The organism is Chryseobacterium gotjawalense (assembly GCF_030012525.1).
GTDB classification, from domain to species: Bacteria; Bacteroidota; Bacteroidia; order Flavobacteriales; family Weeksellaceae; genus Kaistella; species Kaistella gotjawalense.
This window is the reverse complement of record NZ_CP124855.1, coordinates 1,380,639-1,400,221: the sequence shown is the minus strand read 5'-3', so window position 1 is coordinate 1,400,221 and position 19,583 is coordinate 1,380,639. Positions and strand designations below refer to the sequence as shown.

Genomic DNA, 19,583 nt, shown 5'->3' with positions numbered 1-19,583 from the left:
ATACGGTGCTAGATCTACAAACAAATGAGGCGCTGAGAAGTCCGTCATCAATTCAAAAAAGTAAAAGCAATGAACCTGAAGATACTTCTTCCTTATGAAATATTCGCCCATATCAAAGATGTTAAGAGGATGGTAATAGAAACGAGTGAAGGTTTTTATGGTCTTTTGCCGCAAAGATTAGATTGTGTGGCTGCTTTAGTACCAGGTATTTTAACGTACACCACTTCTGACCAGAAGGATATTTATGTGGCGGTAGATCAGGGGATATTAGTAAAAGCAGGAGCTGAGGTTTTGGTATCAGTACATAATGCTTTCGGCGGTACAGATTTGGGCAAACTTAGTGAACTCCTAAAAAGTGAATTTAACAGTCAGAATGAAATTGAATTCGAAAATAAATCCGTCATAGCAAAACTGGAAGTAGGATTTGTTTACAGCTTTGATAAATTTCGTAATCAATAAAAAAATGAAGTTGACCGACCCTGATAAAAAAGAAGGTTTTTTTAGTGATGAAGTCTCTAAAAAAGAACAACGGAAGTTGAAAGCCTTGCGTGATAAAAATGGAGTATGGTTTGGTCTGGGAATGATGGGTCTGGTCGGTTGGTCAGTGGCAGTACCCACATTGGCAGGAGCAGCAATCGGTATTTGGTTAGATAAATCCTACCCACAGAATTTTTCCTGGACATTATCCCTGCTGTTGGCAGGTCTCGTAACGGGAATCGGCATAGCAGGATACTGGGTACATAATGAGGATGAAGAAATACATAAAAAATGACAGTAATGAATGATATAATAACAATGGTACTTGTTTTTGTGGCAGGAGGTGTACTGGGAATTATCTTCTTCGGTGGGCTCTGGATCACAGTCAAGAAATCGGTCAGCGCAAAATCACCGGCGCTCTTAATTCTAAGCAGCCTTTTCGTGCGTATAAGCATTACCATGATTGGATTTTATATGATCGGGAACAATAATTGGCAAAGACTTTTAATGTGCCTTTTTGGATTTGTAGCAGCAAGATTCCTGGTGCTTTTTGTTACCAAAATAATAGACGCTAAACAGGTAAATTTAAATAAAGAAGAATTACATGGAACTCAGTCCTGATCAAACGGTATTCTGGCAGTATGGTTTTGTCACCATCAACCTTACCCTTGTGACCACTTGGGGAGTCATGCTTTTGCTGGCAGTTTGCGCAATACTGGTCACCCGAAAACTGAAAACCGATATTCAGATTTCCCGGTGGCAATGTTTTTTAGAAATGATTGTAACCGGAATTAATCAGCAAATTAAAGAAGTGGGCCTGAATGAGCCTGAAGAATATATAGGTTTTATTGGTACTTTATTTCTCTTTATCGGCTTTTCTAATATCGGTATTGTTTTACCAGGTTATACGCCGCCCACTGCATCGCTTTCCACAACCACTGCATTGGCCTTATGTGTGTTTCTGGCAGTTCCGTTTTATGGGATCAGCAAACGTGGATTTATGGGATATCTCAAATCATTTTTACAGCCCACGTGGTTGATGCTTCCTTTCAATATCATAGGTGAAGTTTCGCGCACGCTGGCTTTAGCAATAAGATTATTTGGTAACATGATGAGTGGCGGTATGATCGTGGCAATTCTACTAAGTATTTCACCTTTCATTTTTCCGGTAATAATGAAGGTATTAGGTTTACTTACAGGTACGGTGCAGGCTTATATTTTCAGTGTTCTCGCCACCGTATATATTGCTGCCGCAGTTCGGAACGAAAACGAACCCTCTGAACCTAAAGTCCCGACTAATAAATAAAATAATAAAAATGGACAGTATGACCTCAATTGCAATAGCATCAATTATTACAGCAGGCTTAACAACATCTGTTGGCTGTATGATGCCCGCAATAAGCGAAGGAAAAGCCGTAGCAGCTGCACTAAGTTCAATTGCACAGCAACCAGATGCTGCACCAATAATTACCAGAACATTATTTGTAGGATTGGCGATGATAGAATCTACGGCCATCTACTGTTTTGTAGTGTCGATGATCCTCATTTTTGCCAATCCGTTTTGGACTCACATCGTAGCAAAGTAACATTATGAATATTAACTGGTTCACTGTAATTGCGCAAGTGATTAATTTTTTGGTCTTGGTATGGTTGCTCAAGAAATTTCTTTATAAACCCATACTCAATGCTGTAAACGAAAGGGAAAAAAAAATCAGTGAGGAATTAAAGGATGCTGATGCGCAAAAAACTGAAGCCCAGAAAGAACAGGATGATTTCAAAAAGAAAAATGAAGATTTTGAGAACCAGAAAAAAGACTTGCTGGCTAAGGCGGTCGAAGATGCTAATGCAAAGAAGCAGCAGTTGATAGCGGCTGCAAAAACAGAAGCCAATGATTTAAGCTCTTCTATGGAAAAAGTATTTAAAGAGCAACAGCATCAAAATGAAAAAGACCTTGCCCAAAATACGCATGAACAGGTATTTGCCATTGTCAGGAAAGCGCTTACAGAAATTGCTTCAGTTCGCTTAGAAGTGCAGTCTGTAGATGCATTTATCAAACATTTAAGTATGGCAAAAGACGAGGAGAAACAACATTTTAGGGAGGCTTTAAAAACGGATACAAAAGCAATTTTGGTGAAAAGTGCATTTGATCTCCCCGAAAAAGAAAAAGCTGATATCGCCAATGCGGTCAACGAACTGCTCAGTATAAAAACTGAGTTGCAGTTTAAGACTGCGCCCGAATTAATAAGTGGGATCGAACTTTCAGCCAATGGTTATAAAATGTCGTGGAGTTTGTCAGAATATCTCACCGAACTGCAAAAACATATTTCTTCAGAAGCAAAAGAAAAGAGCACGCCACCGCCAGAAAAAAAATAACCATGTCAGCACTTGAAATTAATCCGACTCAAATTGATCCATTTAAACAAATCGATAAGGGAATAGAAAACTTCAGCTTTTCTCTGCAACTTCGTGAAATAGGTATGGTAACGAGCGTAGCAACTGGAATTGCTATAGTCTCTGGTCTGCCAAATGTAGGTTTTGAAGAATTGCTGCAATTTCAGAACGGACTTTTTGGAATCGCCTATAACTTGGATGAAGAGGAAATCGGGGTTATTCTTTTGGGCAAAGACTCCTGTTTCAAAGCTGGAGATGAAGTGGAACGAACAGGAAGAGTGATGGATATCCCAGTGGGCAATTCCTTAATTGGAAGAGTAATTGATCCTTTAGGTCAGCCTTTAGATAACAAAGAGAGAATTCAATATGATAAAAGATTACCTATCGAAAGACCAGCGCCTGGTATTATGGATCGTAGCGCCGTATCGGTTCCCCTGCAAACCGGAATAAAAGTAATTGATGCATTAATTCCTATTGGTCGCGGTCAGCGGGAATTGATTGTTGGAGATCGCGGGACCGGTAAAACGGCCATAGCCATTGATGCAATTTTGAACCAATACGATAAAAACGTCGTTTGTATTTATTGTGCCATCGGACAACGGGCCTCGGCAGTCGCTACCGTGATTGCCCGCCTTGAAGAAAAAGGCGCTATGGAATATTCGATTGTCGTAGTCGCCGAGGGGAATGATTCTCCGGGAATCGAATATATAGCACCTTACGCTGCTACGAGTATTGCAGAATATTTTATGGAGGAAGGCCGAGATGTGCTCATCGTTTATGATGATTTGATCCATCATGCGCGAGCGTACCGGGAACTGTCGTTGCTGTTAAGGAGACCTCCGGGTCGTGAAGCCTTCCCAGGTGACATTTTTTACATCCATTCCCGACTGCTGGAACGGGCTACTCATTTAAGTGACCCACTAAAAGGTGGTTCCATTACGGCATTGCCTATTATCGAAACCGAAGCCCAGAATATTTCGGCTTATATTCCGACAAATCTAATTTCAATTACCGATGGACAGATTTATCTCTCACCAAAACTTTTTGAGTTAGGGCTTTTGCCGGCGGTGGATGTGGGCAAATCGGTCTCGCGCGTTGGTGATAAAGCCCAATTGGATGCTTACGCTGCTATTTCGAAGTTGAAGCTGGAATATTCGCAGTTTGAAGAGTTAGAAACTTTTGCCCGCTTTGGGACTCGACTTGATGATAACACGCGCAAAACCATCGAACATGGTAAACGGATCCGCGAATGTCTCAAACAGGAACAGTTTCAGCAACTAACTGCTTTTGAACAGATTTTCATTCTTCTTCCTTTAAAAGAAGGCTTTTTGGATACCGTTCCGATCGAAAAAATAAAGGACGCAGAAGATGCACTTCTGAAAAGCAGTGCAATGATTCCCGATGAAATTCAAGAGCGTATTCTGTCAAACAAAAAACTTGATGACAACGACACCAAGACCATTTTGAAGATCGCCCAAACGATACTGGTGCCATTTCAAGAGAAACCGAAAACCGATGCTGACCAAAATAAAAAGTAATGGACACTTTAGAGAATTTACGCAATAAAATACAAGGTGCTAAAGATCTGAAATCTGTAACAAGGGCAATGAAAGCTTTGGCAGGGTCGAAAATTGTGCAATACGAAACGGCCGTAAGATCGTTGGATGATTATTACCAAACCATCGCATTAGGTATTATCGCCTATTTTGAGGCAGAGCATATTAAAGGAATTGTTGATCCAAATGAGCACCAACCAAAATCAGTAGAAACCGTCTGCGCTATTGTATTTGGCTCCGATCAGGGATTGGTAGCTCAATTTAATGATGAAATGGCAAGTTTTGTGTCAGCTTCACTGAAAGAGGTTCCGGGCAAAAAGGAGTTTTGGGTAGTTGGCGATCGCGTTCAACTGCTTTTGTCGGATCAGGGTTTTAATACTTCAAAATTATATCCGGTTCCCAGTGACATTAACGCCGTGACTCCATTGGTAACTGAAATTTTAAAACAAAGCAGAGAAAATCAGCAGAAGCAAGAAATTTCTACTTTTTTTATTTTCCATAATCAACCAAAATCCGATTCAGGATATACCCCTGTTATGCAGCGTTTTTTACCTTTAGATTCCACGTGGAAAAATACGTTACAGCAAATTCAGTGGCCTACTAAATTGCATCCGCAAATCGCCGGTGCTTCAGAACCGACGTTGGTTGCATTGATTAATGGTTATCTTTTTGCGACGCTCTTTAAAGCCTGCGTTGAATCTTTGGCGAGTGAAAATGCCAGCCGCCTGGACGCCATGCAGAGAGCTGAAAAAAACATCGCCGATCTCCTAGATGATCTCCATAAAAAATACCACTGCCTGCGCCAAAGTTCGATCGATGAAGAATTATTTGATGTCGTTTCAGGATTTGAAGCATTAATTGAAGACTCACCGTAAATCATTAAAATAAATTATGATATCCGTAATGAGTACTATTGTAAAGTCTTCGCGAACTTACTTCATCGAAACCGAAGATCCGACGAAGTCAAACGCCCTTTAGTTTAACACAGCTTTTTACCGTTAATGATAAACTTTCCAAGTGAGAATAATGTAAGTTATAGATCAGATTGTATAATTCCCGTAGTAAGTTGAAATCCTACCTTTATAATCTTGGGATTTGAAAGGTTTTAAACGCGTTATTGCGCAGACTTCAAATATCGTTTTGGTGAAAAAACCGGGTTTTGAATAGTACCTGTTTGTGCGGAAGAACCATCCGTTTTTTACGGTGACAATTGATTTTTAAATTCAGAAATATTTAGCATAAAGTTTATTTGTCAGCACTAAAATCACTTAAAAATCAAATCAATGAACTGGTTAATTTTGATAATATTTGGAATTTTTGCAATTGCATTAATTGTATTTCTTATCATCCGTAATCAAAAAGATGAAAAGGAATTTGAGAAAGAATTAGATAATGATTATCCTAAACCCATGAAGGAAGACAACGATTTTGAAGATTTTACGCATTAGATCGCGGATAAAGGAATAATCAGCATAAATAATATACCATGATATTATCTGTTAATGGAGGTTCGTCCAGCATCAAATTTTCTTTATACAGAATTCAGAAACCACTTGAGCAGGTGCTTTTTGGTGCGATAGAAAATATTGGAACTGAAAACACGCAACTGAATTTCACCGTTGTTGCTGACCCGCAAAAAAAAAGTTGGACTATTGAAGCCAAAGATCATGGTCAGGCCGCAAATTATCTGATCAATTGGCTGGAGCAGCAACAGGATTTTGCTTCAGTTAAAGCAATAGGCCATCGTATTGTCCATGGAATGGCGTACACCGAACCGGAAATAATAACAGATGACCTTTTGAATGAATTAAAAAAAATAAGCGCCTTTGACCCCGAACATTTGCCTGAAGAAATTATGCTGATAGAAATATTTAAGAAGCGTTATCCCGCCATGAAACAAATCGCATGTTTCGATACTGCTTTTCATACCTCAATGCCCAGGATTGCAAAATTATTAACTCTTCCCCGACGCTATTATGAAATGGGGATCCGCAGATACGGTTTTCATGGAATCTCCTATACCTATTTAATGAGTGAACTCGAAAGGTTAACCGACGAAGAAACGGCAAAAAGCAAAATAATTTTGGCACATCTCGGCAGCGGAGCAAGTTTGGCGGCAGTGAAAAATGGTAAAAGTCTTGATACGAGCATGGGTTTTACACCGACATCGGGATTGCCGATGAGCACACGCACCGGCGATTTGGATCCTGGTGTTTCCTGGTATTTGATGAAATATGAAAATCTTTCGGCAAAAGGTTTTAACCATCTCATCAATAAGGAATCAGGGTTGTTGGGAATATCGGAAACAAGTGGTGATATGCGGCAGCTAATGGATATCGAGGAGACTGATAGCCGGGCCGCTGAGGCAATCGATTTGTTTTCTTATCAGACAAAAAAATGGATCGGCTCATTTGCGGCGGTACTCGAAGGTCTGGATGTCTTGGTTTTTTCAGGCGGAATTGGAGAACATGCTCCCGAAGTCCGGTGTAAAATATGCGACGGACTCGAATTCCTCGGAATCGAACTGGATGAGATTAACAATATGAACAACAGAACAATCATTTCCCGAGAGAAAAGTAAAGTAAAAGTATTCGTCATCCCAACCAACGAAGAATTAATGATTGCAAAGCTGGTCAATTCTTTATTGAATTAAATTCAGAAAATAGTATGGAAACAGAAGCTAAAGATAAAATCACAAAAACTCTGTCGCCTGAATTATTGCAAAAAATAAATGCGTACTGGCGCGCGGCCAATTATTTGTCCGTGGGGCAGATTTATTTATATGACAACCCATTATTAAAGGAACCGCTGAAACTGGAGCATGTAAAACCTCTGGTGGTTGGACATTGGGGAACAACGGCAGGACAAAATTTTATTTATGTACATCTCAACCGGATCATCAAAAAATACGATCTCGATATGTTTTACATTGCCGGTCCTGGTCATGGCGGTCCGGCTATCGTGGGAAATGTTTATTTGGAAGGAACCTGGACTGAAGTTTATCCGAATGTAACACAAGACGGAGCGGGGTTAAAAAATCTATTTAAACAATTCTCTTTTCCCGGTGGAATTTCAAGTCATGTGGCTCCAACAACGCCGGGTTCGATTCATGAAGGTGGCGAACTGGGCTATTCCTTAAGTCATGCTTTTGGTGCAGCTTTCGATAATCCTGATTTAATTGTTGCCTGCGTGGTTGGTGATGGCGAAGCAGAGACAGGTCCTTTAGCAACTTCCTGGCAATCAAATAAATTCTTAAATCCTATTACCGATGGTGTTGTTTTGCCGATCCTTCATTTAAATGGCTATAAAATCAGCAATCCAACAATATTGGCACGGATTGAAGATGATGAATTAGAGCATTTTTTTAAAGGTTGCGGATGGAATCCTTATTTCGTAATAGGTGATGATCCATTAACCATGCATGAGTTGATGGCATCTACCCTCGAAAAAGTGATCGGTGATATTCACGCTATTCAAAAAAATGCAAGAACAAATAACGATAATACCCGTGCGAGATGGCCGATGATTATTTTTAAATCACCTAAAGGTTGGACGGGACCGAAAAAAATCGATGGATTACAAATTGAAGGGACGTTCCGATCTCATCAGGTGCCAATTCTTGTCGATGCCGATCATCCTGATCATGTAAAGCTTTTAGAAAACTGGATGAAAAGCTATAAGCCTGAAGAGTTATTCGATAAAAATGGAACGCTTAACAAAGAACTTTCTGAATTAGCTCCAAAAGGAAATTATCGGATGGGCTCCAATTTACATACGAACGGAGGGGTGCTTTTAAAAGATCTTCACATGCCGAATTTTCACGATCATGCGGTGCACGTTCCTTCACCCGGAGCAATAAAAGCGTCTGATACGACGGTGCTGGGATATTTTTTAAAAGAGGTCATTACGCTGAACCGTGATCATCATAATTTTCGGGTGTTTGGTCCGGATGAAACCCTGTCTAATCTCTTAGGAGCAATTTTCGAAACAAGCAATCGCCAATGGGAGGCGCGAACCGAAAAGGATGATGAATTTTTGTCCCCTTCTGCGGAAGTCGTGGATTCTATGCTGAGCGAACATCAATGTGAAGGTTTTCTGGAGGGTTATTTACTTACAGGCAGACATGGATTATTTAATTGTTATGAAGCCTTTATCCGCATTGTTGATTCCATGTTCACCCAACATGCCAAATGGTTGAAGGTCACTCTGGAACTGCCTTGGCGCAGAAAGATATCTTCGTTGAATTATTTGCTGACCTCTCACGTATGGCAGCAGGATCACAATGGTTTTACGCATCAGGATCCCGGGTTTCTGGGTCATGTGATGAATAAAAAGGCTGATATCGTGCGGGTTTATTTGCCACCAGATGCCAATTGTTTGCTGTCTGTTGTCGATCACTGTCTTCGCAGCCGGCATTATGTAAATGTGGTGGTCGCCGGTAAACATGCGCTTCCACAATGGCTTACAATGGATGAAGCAGTGATTCACTGTACCGAAGGTATTGGGATCTGGCAATGGGCGGGTAATGATCAGGGTTCAGAACCCGATGTCGTAATGGCTTGTAGCGGTGATACCCCAACACTTGAAACCCTGGCTGCGGTTTCCATATTACGGGAACATCTTCCTGATGTTAAAATAAGAGTGGTGAATGTCGTCGATCTCATGAAATTACAATCCAGTTCTGAACATCCACACGGATTGAATGATCAGGATTATGATTCTATTTTCACCAAAGACAAACATATTATTTTCAATTTTCACGGGTATCCGTGGTTGGTGCATCGCTTGACGTACCGGCGCACAAATACCAAACTTCATGTAAGAGGTTATAAAGAAGAAGGCACGATTACCACTCCTTTTGATCTGAGAGTACAAAATGAAATTGACCGTTTTCACCTTGTGATCGATGTCATCGACCGTTTGCCGAGTTTAGGAAGCAAAGGTGATTATCTGAAACAGCAATTGAAGGACAAATTGATAGAGCATAAACATTATGTGAGTGAACATGGGAAAGATCTGCCTGAAATTCTTAACTGGAAATGGAATAACATAGATAAAGCAAAATAATTTTAAAAATCATAAAAATTCAACAACAATGGAAACAAAAAATAGATTAGGCATCTGGATGGATCATTCACATGCCCACTTGATGGAATATGCCGAACCTATGGTAACAAAGGTGCTGACTTCACACTATACTGAAGCTGAAAAAGTAGAATCTCCCGATATGAGCGAAAAGACGATGCACAATACGGAACAGCACGATAACTCTCAATATTACAAAGAATTGGGTGAAATCATCAGAAATTATGATAGTGTATTATTGTTCGGTCCTACCGACGCTAAAACTGAACTATTGAATATTTTAGGTAAGAATCACCTTTTTTCTAAAATAAAATTTGAGGTAATACCAACCGATAAAATGTCGGAGAATCAGGAGCATGATTTTGTCAGGGAATACTTTTCTAAAGAGTGGTAAAAATTGACAATTACAACCATTTACAACCATTTACAACCATTAAACATATAAAACATGAATACGCCAATATTGAAAGATACGATTGACCAGATTTTTGCCAATGGTAAAGGTATTCTTGCGATGGATGAAAGTACACCAACCTGTAAAAAACGTTTTGAAGCAGCCGGGATTCCGCAAACCGGCGAGATGTACCGTAAATACCGCGAACTTATTGTGACTACCCCCGGTTTGAACGAAAGCATTGGTGGTGCTATTTTATTTGATGAAACCATCCGGCAAAAAACCGATGCTGGTGAACCGATGGCGCAAGTGCTTATGGATGCCGGAATTATTCCCGGAATCAAAGTAGATATGGGCGCCAAATCCCTGGCGGCCTTTCCAAATGAATTGGTTACAGAAGGCTTAGATGGTTTGCGCGAACGTTTAAAGGAATACAAAACAATGGGAGCCCGTTTTGCGAAATGGCGCGCCGTAATTACAATCGGTGACCGCATCCCAACCGATGCCTGTATTAACGCGAATGTTCATGCTTTGGCGAGATACGCAGCTTTATGTCAGGAGGCAGATATGGTACCGATTGTCGAACCTGAAGTTTTGATGGATGGAGATCATTCCATGCAGCGATGTTATGAAGTAACAGAGAAAGTATTAAAAAACCTTTTTTTTCAATTGTATCAGTTTAAAATTGATTTAGAAGGAATCATCTTGAAGCCAAATATGGTTATTGCCGGCAAAGGTTGTCCGATCCAGAACAGTATTGATGAAGTCGCGGAAGCAACGGTCAATTGCCTGCGTTCTTCGGTTCCTGCTTCGGTTCCTGCCATTGCGTTTTTATCCGGCGGACAATCACCTCAGCTGGCCGCTGAACATCTGAATGCCATCAATACAAATTTTAAAGACCGGCTTCCTTGGGTCGTTGCTTTTTCTTTTGCAAGAGCAATTCAGCAGCCCGCATTGGATGCCTGGAAAGGTGAGCAGTCAAATGTCGAAGAAGCACAAAAATTATTAAATCACCATGCAAGAATTGCTGCTGCAGCGCGCCGTGGTGAATATGTTTTATCAATGGAAAGTCGATAAATGAGTAAATGATTTACTCTTTACATCAAAAAAAGTCCAATTAGAAAAGCAAGCGAACTCAAATCTCCAGGCATATTCTAGCGGAACAAATAAGAATGCATTGTAAAGGTGGGAATGGTATAATTTCTTTGCGAAGTTGTGTAATGGTTTCTCTATTTGATTTTTAGAACTTTAATGTTATGAATTAAAAGGAGCATAATAATAGCGAGTAAAGTTTGATTAAAATGATAAAGAAAAAGAAAAAAATCCTGCATCGGCTTTTCATAGAGTTGGTAAAGTTGCAAAAAGAGGTTATTGCCTCAAATCTTAAACTCCTGATTATACTCGAAGGACGGGATGCGGCCGGTAAAGACGGAACGATCAAAAGAATTATAAAACACCTAAGTCCCCGCGAAACAATTGTAGTGGCGTTGGGCAAACCTACAGATTTTCAGGAAAGGGCGTGGTACTTTCAGCGTTACACGGCTCATCTGCCTGTTTCCGGTGAACTTGTTCTTTTTAACAGAAGTTGGTACAACCGAATCGGTGTCGAAAAAGTAATGGGATTTTGCACGAATAAAGAATATAAGTCATTTTTCACCGAAGTCGATTTATTTGAGAATGGTCTGGCTGATGCCGGTTTCATCATCTTGAAATATTATCTGGACATCAGCAAAGAAGAACAGCAAAAACGATTGGATTCCCGGAAGACAGATCCATTGAAACAATGGAAAATCAGTCCTATAGATGAGGTCGCACTAAAATACTGGAAAGATTATTCTGATGCCCGCGATATCATGTTGAGCAAAACAAATTTCAAAAATGCGCCTTGGTTCGTGGTCAATGCAGATAATAAAATGGCAACACATATTGCGCTGATTACGCATCTTTTGAGTAGGATGAAATATAAGAATAAAAATGAAAAATTACTTTCAGAAAATTACGGACTGGTTAATCCAGCAACACCGGAAATCATATCAGAAAAGCTTTTTTAGTAGAGGGTGAATTTCTTTCTTATGTTAATAAGAAAAAGGCCTTGAAAAGCGTAAATAATCTTTAAGAATACTAAAAATGAAAAGTAAAAGTTTATTTTCCGGACTCGTATTTGTCATCATCATAGCAAGCGGAATGATAGGCGCATTTTCTGCCTATTCAACTTCTGATTTTTTACAAGCCACGATTATTATAGTGGTCACTTTCATTGTTGCGCTCATTGTTTCTTCTGCAATAAAAATTGCTGAACCCTGGGATAAAGCCGTGATATTGCGTCTTGGTCAATTTAAAGCGCTTAAAGGACCGGGATTGTTTTTCATTGTACCCATTATCGATACTATTCCCTACTGGATTGATACCCGAGTGATTACCACTTCTTTTAAAGCAGAAAAAACATTGACCAAAGATACCGTTCCCGTTGATGTAGATGCCGTATTGTTTTGGAAAGTGATGGATCCGCAAAAAGCTGCTCTTGAGGTCGCGGATTATCTAAGTGCAATCAGTTGGGCTTCTCAAACCGCATTGCGCGACGTGATAGGAAAGACCATGCTTTCTGACATGCTGGAAGGCAGAGATAAGATCAGCGCAACTCTACAGAATATTATTGATGAACGCACCGAGCCTTGGGGTATTCACGTGAATTCCGTGGAAGTAAAAGATGTGCTGATTCCTCCGGCATTAGAGAATGCAATGTCGATGCAGGCCCAAGCGGAAAGGGAAAGACAGGCAAGAGTAATTCTTGGAGATTCCGAAAAACAGGTGGCCGAAAAATTTGGAGAAGCGGCGCTTACTTATACCAATAATCCTGTGGCTTTACATTTAAGAGCGATGAATATGCTTTATGAAGGATTAAAGGAAAATTCAACCATTGTAATTGTGCCAAGTTCCGCGGTGGAAACCATGCAATTGGGAAGCATGGCAGGAATAACGGCTTTAACAATGGGAATTGGTCAGGAAAAAAAGAATAAAGAAAATGCTGATACATTACAGGAAAAGTCCAAGGTGATAAAAGGAGATGAGACCGTTTCACAATCAGAACTTTAAAAAATAAAAGTATGCAACGCAATGTTAAAAGTTTGATCGGGTACCGTATGGAAGCGACAGATGGCGAAATCGGAAAAGTAGAAGAGTTTTACTTTGAAGATACCAATTGGCTGATCCGTTATCTTATTGTAGAAACCGGGAACTGGCTTGTTAACCGAAAGGTGCTGATAAGTCCACAAGCCATTAAACAAAACGATGCAAAGGAAGAAGTATTCCGAACAAATTTAACGACGGAACAAATCAGAACCAGCCCGGATATTGATACAAATCAACCCGTTTCCCGACAACAAGCGATGCCACTTTATGGCCATTATGACTGGGAATGGTATGGCACCGGCTTTTATGTGGGAGGTTTAGAAGCAGTAATGGATAATGATCCTGTCATCGATCCTTCAACTGATAAAGGAGATGATCATTTAAGAAGTACAGATAATGTGAAAGGTTATCAGATCCATACCATTGATGGCGATTTTGGACATGTCAGCGATTTTATCCTCGACGATACTACCTGGCAAATCATATACCTTGTTGTAGATACTCATAAATGGTTTGGTGGAACAAAAGTTCTCATTAAAACCAGCACGATTACAGAGGTTCAGTGGGAAAACGCCACGATTTTTGTGAATATTTCAACGGAAACAATCAAAGACAGTCCTGCTTTTGATGAGTCTAAATTTAATCCTTCTTAATTCGGTTACAAGCCCTATATCTACTTTAATTAAAAAAAACTACATATAATATTAATTTAAAAACCAAAAAAATGAAAAATGCAAACATCGGAATTTCCGAAGAAAACAAACAGATAATTACTGACCAGTTATCAAAAATATTGGCAGATGAATTTCTGCTTTATTCCAAAACATTGAATGCGCATTGGAATATCGAAGGTCCTGATTTTCACACCGTGCATGTATATTTCGAAAAGCTGTATAATGACCAACAGGGAATCGTGGATACCGTGGCCGAAAAAATCCGTGGTATGGGACATTATGTACCGGCACAACTTCATAAATATCTTCAGCTCACCCATCTTTCTGAGCAGCCACTCGACAAGAATGACAGCCAGTCTCTCTTTGCGGAATTATTGCGGGATCACGAAAGTATCATCATCTTTTTAAGAGAAAATATAAAACCGATGGCAGATAAACTGAAAGCAGAAGGAATCAGTGACTACGTTACCGGCTTGATGGAGTATCACGAAAAAACTGCCTGGATGCTGCGGGCTCATCTCAATTAAGAACAGGTTAATTGTAACCTCGGACAGATTTTCTTTTCAACAAAAAACTTACTTTTAAATGATTTCAATTATATTAAAAGATAACTGTTTTGTTGTGAGTCCTTTGTGAACTTTGAAGAGTGCCTGAGTCCATTCAGTTAACCTCAGAAAAAATAAGTCAGCAGGAAGAATTTCTAAAATCAAATGAAATAAACGCTACCAAAACTGTAGAACGTTTAACAGCTTTATGGGCTTTAAATGAATGCGGATTGGGAGGGGTAATGCATGCTTTTAAACTGCCGTTCATCGGAATTTTGGTGGATGGAATATTGGTATTGATTATTACGTTAATTGCATTGTCTGCAAATAAAATGGGATCAATATTATTAAAAGCATTAACAATTGTTTTAATGATTAAAGTTGGTGTTAGACCGTATACCCCTCTTTTAGCGTATTTTGCAATTTCTTTTCAGCCTTTTGGGAATACTGCTTTATGGTGTATTTTCGGGAAAACTGTGTAACCGTTGTTATGTGCTGTTACTTTTCTTGAATCTGCACTTCAAAAGCTCCTCACTTTAACTATTCTGATGTGATGATGCCGAATTTAATTCCAAGAAAAGAAATTTTTCAATATCATTAATGATGTATTGCTTCGTAAAAAAGAGCTGTTAAAACAACCAAAGTACTTTGAAAATAAATAAAATCACTGCTCTTAGGTTTTAGTTAATTACTACTTAATATTCATTATCTCTTACAGAAAAACACCTAAAATAGCATTCACGTGTGAATGTTGTAAGTCGGGTATTGGGTTTTGTAAATCGAACTGCAAATTAAATATTACCTTTATTATGCTCAATCTTATTTAAAAAAAACGGAGTGATGGTGATCATTGGAAGAAATAAAACCGTGGTCGATTTGCCGCATTACAAATGTCAGGGCGTATTTGCATGGTTTATATGCTATTTCAGTTATGCCAGACCTTTATGACTCATCCAGTTTCTGCAAAAGTCAAGGAGTCAAGACAAAACCAAGAAAAAAGGGAAGAAGAAAAAGTATAAAAATGAAAACGAAAAATTTAATTCAAAAAAGTATTGATACCGTGCGGGTTTTATCCGCTGACGCAGTTCAAAAAGCAGATTCCGGACATCCCGGAACACCTATGGCGCTCGCTCCTTTAGGTCATGTTTTATGGTCGGAAGTCATGCATTACAATCCCAAAAATCCTGAGTGGGCTAACCGCGACCGGTTCGTCCTTTCCTGTGGTCATGCCTGCATGTTGCAGTACAGTTATTTGTACTTGACCGGATATAAAATTTCTCTTGATGATCTTAAAAATTTCAGACAACTTCACAGCATTACCGCGGGACATCCCGAATATCGACTCGCTCCCGGAATTGAAGTTACGACCGGTCCTTTGGGACAGGGATTTGCCAATGGAGTGGGAATGGCGATTGCTCAGCAATATATGGCAGACCGCTACAATCAGCCGGATTTCAATATTTTCGATTATAAAATTTATGCGATTTGTAGCGACGGTGATTTAATGGAAGGGGTCTCAGCGGAAGCGGCCTCCCTTGCCGCTCATCTCGGTCTTGGGAATTTAATTTATTTCTATGACAGCAACCACATTACCATAGAAGGGGACACCGATTTGGCTTTTGATGAAGATGTTTCCAAACGGTTTGAAGCGTACGGATGGCATGTTCAAAATGTATCCGATATTAATGATTTAGAGGCAATTTCGAAAGCGATTAAAAATGCAAAAACAGAAACAGCTCGCCCTTCTCTTATTAAAGTCAGAAGTATTATTGGGTATGGAAGTCCCAACAAACACAATACTGCAGCAGCTCACGGTTCTCCTTTAGGAAAAGAGGAGGTTCGTTTGGTGAAAGAAAATTTCGGATTTGATCCTGATCAAAGTTTTGTCGTTCCTGATGAGGTTTTAGATTTTTACCGGAAGGCCGGAAAGAAATCGGCGAAAAAAGAAGAAGATTGGAACCAATTATACAAAAATTACAAAAAAAGACATCCCGAACTCGCCAAAGAATATAAAAACATTACTTCAGGAAAATTACCTGAAGGATGGGAAAAAAAACTTCCGGTATTTGATGCGGGTGAAGAATTGGCCACGAGAAAAGCTTCCAGCAAAACTTTGAACGCAATCGCAGAATTTTTTCCACAGTTGATCGGAGGTTCCGCAGACCTTGCACCGTCTACCGATACCAATCTCACTGCTTATCAATCGTTTTCAGTAAAGCACCGCGATGGCCGTAATTTCCATTTTGGAATCCGTGAACATGCGATGGGAGCAGTGTTAAATGGAATGGCACTCAGTAATTATCTGATTCCTTACGGTGCTACATTTTTGATATTTTCAGATTATATGCGACCTCCTCTTCGGTTGGCGGCAATTATGAAAATCCGTCCCATTATGGTTTATACCCACGACAGTATTGGTTTAGGCGAAGACGGTACAACGCATCAACCGGTCGAACAATTAATAGGATTGCGAACAGTTCCAAATATGACGGTAATTCGTCCGGCAGACGCCAATGAAACTGCTCAGGCTTGGCGCGTCGCAATCGAACATACGGACGGTCCGGTTTGTATTGTTTTAACCCGCCAGGGAATTCCGGTCATCGATCAGAAAAAATATGGCAAAGCTAAAAATCTTGAAAAAGGAGCTTATATTCTCTCTGATTCAGAAGGCGAACCGGATTTAATTCTAATGGCCAGTGGATCAGAAGTTCAATTGATTTTGGCAGCTCAGGAAGAATTAAAAAAAGCAAATATTCAGGCGAGAGTAGTGAGTATGCCTTGTTGGAATTTATTCGACAGGCAAAGTGCAACCTATAAAGAAAAGGTTTTTCCGAAAAATATTCGAAAGAGATTAGCGGTAGAAACAGGTTCTCCCGTTGGATGGATGAAATATACAACCGATGATGGCGATGTTATCGGCATCGAAAAATTTGGTGAATCCGCACCGGGAGATGAAGTGATGAAAGAATACGGCTTCACTGCAGAAAATGTAATGAAAAGAGCACGGGATTTGCTTTTGAAAAAAGACTAAGATTTTTTTTCCTGTTCTTCTTTTTTTATTGACCGCATCCCAATTAAATCAAAAACAATGTCCAACGAATCATTAAAAATAGGAATTTGCGCAGATCACGGTGGTTTTGAACTCAAGGAAAGTTTAAAAAGGTTTTTAATTAGAAACCAATTTGAACCCGTGGATTTTGGAGCAAAAGAACTGGACAATGCCGATGATTTTCCAGACTACGTAATTCCTTTAGCAAGAGCAGTTGCGTCTGGAGCAGTTTTCCGGGGGATTGCTATTTGTGGAAGTGGAGTTGGTGCTTGTATTGCTGCCAATAAAGTTCCTGGAGTGAGAGCGGCTCTGATTACAGAGTATTTTTCTGCGCATCAGGGAGTAGAAGATGATGACATGAATTTGATTTGTCTTGGCGGTCGTATTACAGGTTATGCAAGTGCTGAAGAGTTGGTTCTGGCGTTCTTAAATGCCAGATTTATCGGTGCTGAAAAACATCTGCGGCGACTCCACAAAATTCAGAATTTAGAAAAATAATCTTAAAAAAATGGTCGCTTTTCTAAATTGATTTTTAATTCTTATTAATTTTAAAATAAAGAAAATGAACCCATTAAATCAAATACAAAAACAAGGTCAGAGTATCTGGCTCGATTTGCTCGACCGCGAAATTATGGACTCCGGCAAGTTGCAGGATCTCATTGATAATGATGACCTTGGTGGCTTGACTTCAAATCCTTCCATTTTTGAAAAAGCCATCAGTGGCAGTGCAGACTACGACGAAGATATTGTAATTCTCTCGAAAAAGGAGGGCAACAATCCTGCGATTTTTTTCGATTTAGCCATTGCTGATATTCAGAGAGCAGCTGATCTTTTTAAACCAGTATATGATAAAACCAACGGTACCAATGGTTTTGTAAGTTTAGAAGTCTCGCCCTATTTGGCGCGTGATACAGACGCAACAATCGAGCAGGTAAGAGATCTGTGGAAGCGGGTGAACCGGAAAAACGTCATGATAAAAATTCCGGGAACCAAAGAAGGTTTAGTCGCAATTCGGGAATGTTTACGGGAAGGAATCAACATTAATATCACGCTGCTTTTCGGACTTCCCCGCTATCGGGAAATAACAGAAGCGTTTATGGGCGGACTTGAAGATCGACTCAAAGAAGGGAACTCCATAAAGGAGATATCTTCTGTAGCGAGCTTTTTTTTAAGTCGGATCGATGTGATGGTCGATCCTATGCTCGAAGAAAAAGGAGCACAGCGTCTGAAAGGTAAAATTGCAATCGCTTCGGCGAAAAAAGCATATCAGATTTATTTAGAGATGATTTCCAGTGAGCGTTTTAAAAAATTAGAAGAGCAGGGAGCGCAAAGACAGCGTGTACTTTGGGCAAGTACGGGCACAAAAGATCCCTCATTCAGCGATGTGTTGTATGTTGAAAATTTGATTGGAAAAGATACCATCAATACTTTGCCGATGGAAACCATCGATGCATTTCGTGATCACGGAAAAGTTGCCGAAACTTTGACCAAAGAGCTTGATGAATCGAATAAAGCAATGGAAGATCTTGAGAAAACAGGAATTGATATTGATAAAATTACCCAAAAACTTGAAAACGAAGGAATAGAAAAATTTATTCAAGCCTACGATAAGTTGATGAAAAGTATTGAAAGTAAAAAACATAAAGAAAGCTAAAAGTAATGACCGATTTTGAAACATCAAAAATAAAAGCTGTTTTTTTGGATATCGGCGGCGTGATTTTAACGAACGGATGGGATCATGAATCGCGTGAGAAAGCGGCAAACGTTTTTGGTTTTGATTATACCGAAATGAATATCCTGCACAATTTCATCTACAATGTTTTTGAAATTGGCAGTATTTCGTTGGATGAATATCTCGACACTGTACTATTTGAAAATCCGCGGGATTTTACAAAAGAGGAATTCAAAAAATTTATGTATGCCCAATCGGTAGAATTGCCACAGATGTTATCCTGGTTTAAGAGCTGGAAAAAACAGACCGATTTACCCGTATTTGCCATCAGTAATGAAAATAAAGAGCTTAATGAGTATCGAATCCGGACTTTTAATTTACATGAATTATTTGATGGATTCTTCTCCTCCTGTTATGTTGGCTATCGTAAACCTGATCCGCGGATTTTTAAGACCGCTTTAGAAATTACGCAGGTAAAACCAGAGGAATGCATTTATTTTGACGACCGCCCCATGTTAGTTAATGCGGCTGGAAAGCTGGGAATGAACAGTATTGTACATCAAAACTTTGAAACCACTAAAAATATTCTCGAACATTTTATACGAAAATAA

General features: G+C 39.6%; 22 protein-coding genes. All 22 read left to right on the top strand.

The features are described 5' to 3' along the window. Window positions 1-69 precede the first annotated feature (69 nt). Entirely contained in the window at window positions 70-459 is a 390-nt protein-coding gene (locus tag QGN23_RS06420; RefSeq protein ID WP_282906169.1) for a F0F1 ATP synthase subunit epsilon, read from the top strand. A gap of 4 nt (window positions 460-463) precedes the next feature. Next, entirely contained in the window at window positions 464-772 is a 309-nt protein-coding gene (locus QGN23_RS06415) for an AtpZ/AtpI family protein (protein WP_282906168.1), read from the top strand. Window positions 773-777: 5 nt separating this feature from the next. Next, complete coding sequence (locus QGN23_RS06410; protein WP_282906167.1) at window positions 778-1,098, top strand: ATP synthase subunit I; 321 nt, start codon at window positions 778-780, stop codon at window positions 1,096-1,098. Further along, a complete protein-coding gene (locus QGN23_RS06405) occupies window positions 1,082-1,783 on the top strand; it encodes a F0F1 ATP synthase subunit A (RefSeq protein ID WP_282906166.1) in 702 nt (233 codons plus the stop codon). Before QGN23_RS06410 ends, QGN23_RS06405 begins: the two co-directional genes overlap by 17 nt. A gap of 10 nt (window positions 1,784-1,793) precedes the next feature. Further along, on the top strand, window positions 1,794-2,063 hold the full coding sequence (locus QGN23_RS06400) for a F0F1 ATP synthase subunit C (protein ID WP_282906165.1): 270 nt from the start codon (window positions 1,794-1,796) through the stop codon (window positions 2,061-2,063). 4 nt (window positions 2,064-2,067) lie between these two features. Beyond that, complete coding sequence (locus QGN23_RS06395; RefSeq protein WP_282906164.1) at window positions 2,068-2,850, top strand: F0F1 ATP synthase subunit B family protein; 783 nt, start codon at window positions 2,068-2,070, stop codon at window positions 2,848-2,850. Continuing rightward, the gene (locus QGN23_RS06390; RefSeq protein WP_282906163.1) at window positions 2,760-4,406 is read left to right on the top strand and encodes an alternate F1F0 ATPase, F1 subunit alpha; all 1,647 of its coding nucleotides are present in this window, start codon (window positions 2,760-2,762) and stop codon (window positions 4,404-4,406) included. The genes QGN23_RS06395 and QGN23_RS06390 overlap by 91 nt, the downstream gene beginning before the upstream one ends. Next, window positions 4,406-5,299 (top strand): F0F1 ATP synthase subunit gamma, encoded by an 894-nt coding sequence (locus QGN23_RS06385; protein ID WP_282906162.1) that lies wholly within the window; start codon window positions 4,406-4,408, stop codon window positions 5,297-5,299. The genes QGN23_RS06390 and QGN23_RS06385 overlap by 1 nt, the downstream gene beginning before the upstream one ends. A 408-nt stretch (window positions 5,300-5,707) precedes the next feature. Next, entirely contained in the window at window positions 5,708-5,872 is a 165-nt protein-coding gene (locus QGN23_RS06380; RefSeq protein ID WP_282906161.1) for a hypothetical protein, read from the top strand. 38 nt (window positions 5,873-5,910) lie between these two features. Further along, a complete protein-coding gene (locus QGN23_RS06375) occupies window positions 5,911-7,077 on the top strand; it encodes an acetate/propionate family kinase (RefSeq protein WP_282906160.1) in 1,167 nt (388 codons plus the stop codon). 14 nt (window positions 7,078-7,091) lie between these two features. Then, window positions 7,092-9,491 carry a phosphoketolase family protein gene (locus tag QGN23_RS06370; RefSeq protein ID WP_282906159.1) on the top strand — a complete coding sequence of 800 codons (2,400 nt, stop codon included), beginning with the start codon at window positions 7,092-7,094 and terminating at the stop codon, window positions 9,489-9,491. A gap of 28 nt (window positions 9,492-9,519) precedes the next feature. After that, window positions 9,520-9,903, top strand: a complete 384-nt coding sequence (locus tag QGN23_RS06365) for a hypothetical protein (protein WP_282906158.1) — start codon at window positions 9,520-9,522, stop codon at window positions 9,901-9,903. Between the two features lie 54 nt (window positions 9,904-9,957). Next, on the top strand, window positions 9,958-10,980 hold the full coding sequence (locus tag QGN23_RS06360) for a class I fructose-bisphosphate aldolase (protein ID WP_282906157.1): 1,023 nt from the start codon (window positions 9,958-9,960) through the stop codon (window positions 10,978-10,980). A 224-nt stretch (window positions 10,981-11,204) separates the two neighbouring features. Continuing rightward, entirely contained in the window at window positions 11,205-11,954 is a 750-nt protein-coding gene (ppk2, locus tag QGN23_RS06355; protein ID WP_282906156.1) for a polyphosphate kinase 2, read from the top strand. Window positions 11,955-12,030: 76 nt separating this feature from the next. After that, entirely contained in the window at window positions 12,031-12,996 is a 966-nt protein-coding gene (locus tag QGN23_RS06350; RefSeq protein WP_282906155.1) for an SPFH domain-containing protein, read from the top strand. 11 nt (window positions 12,997-13,007) lie between these two features. Then, window positions 13,008-13,685: a PRC-barrel domain-containing protein gene (locus QGN23_RS06345; RefSeq protein WP_282906154.1), complete on the top strand. Its 678-nt coding sequence runs from the start codon at window positions 13,008-13,010 to the stop codon at window positions 13,683-13,685. Window positions 13,686-13,756: 71 nt separating this feature from the next. Further along, complete coding sequence (locus tag QGN23_RS06340; protein WP_282906153.1) at window positions 13,757-14,233, top strand: Dps family protein; 477 nt, start codon at window positions 13,757-13,759, stop codon at window positions 14,231-14,233. A gap of 119 nt (window positions 14,234-14,352) precedes the next feature. Beyond that, window positions 14,353-14,733, top strand: coding sequence for a hypothetical protein (locus tag QGN23_RS06335; protein WP_282906152.1), 381 nt, complete (start codon window positions 14,353-14,355; stop codon window positions 14,731-14,733). Window positions 14,734-15,272: 539 nt separating this feature from the next. Further along, window positions 15,273-17,282: a transketolase gene (gene tkt / locus QGN23_RS06330; RefSeq protein ID WP_282906151.1), complete on the top strand. Its 2,010-nt coding sequence runs from the start codon at window positions 15,273-15,275 to the stop codon at window positions 17,280-17,282. Between the two features lie 57 nt (window positions 17,283-17,339). Further along, window positions 17,340-17,798, top strand: coding sequence for an RpiB/LacA/LacB family sugar-phosphate isomerase (locus QGN23_RS06325; RefSeq protein ID WP_282906150.1), 459 nt, complete (start codon window positions 17,340-17,342; stop codon window positions 17,796-17,798). Between the two features lie 64 nt (window positions 17,799-17,862). Then, window positions 17,863-18,954, top strand: a complete 1,092-nt coding sequence (gene tal, locus QGN23_RS06320; protein WP_282906149.1) for a transaldolase — start codon at window positions 17,863-17,865, stop codon at window positions 18,952-18,954. A gap of 5 nt (window positions 18,955-18,959) precedes the next feature. After that, window positions 18,960-19,583 carry an HAD family hydrolase gene (locus QGN23_RS06315; protein WP_282906148.1) on the top strand — a complete coding sequence of 208 codons (624 nt, stop codon included), beginning with the start codon at window positions 18,960-18,962 and terminating at the stop codon, window positions 19,581-19,583.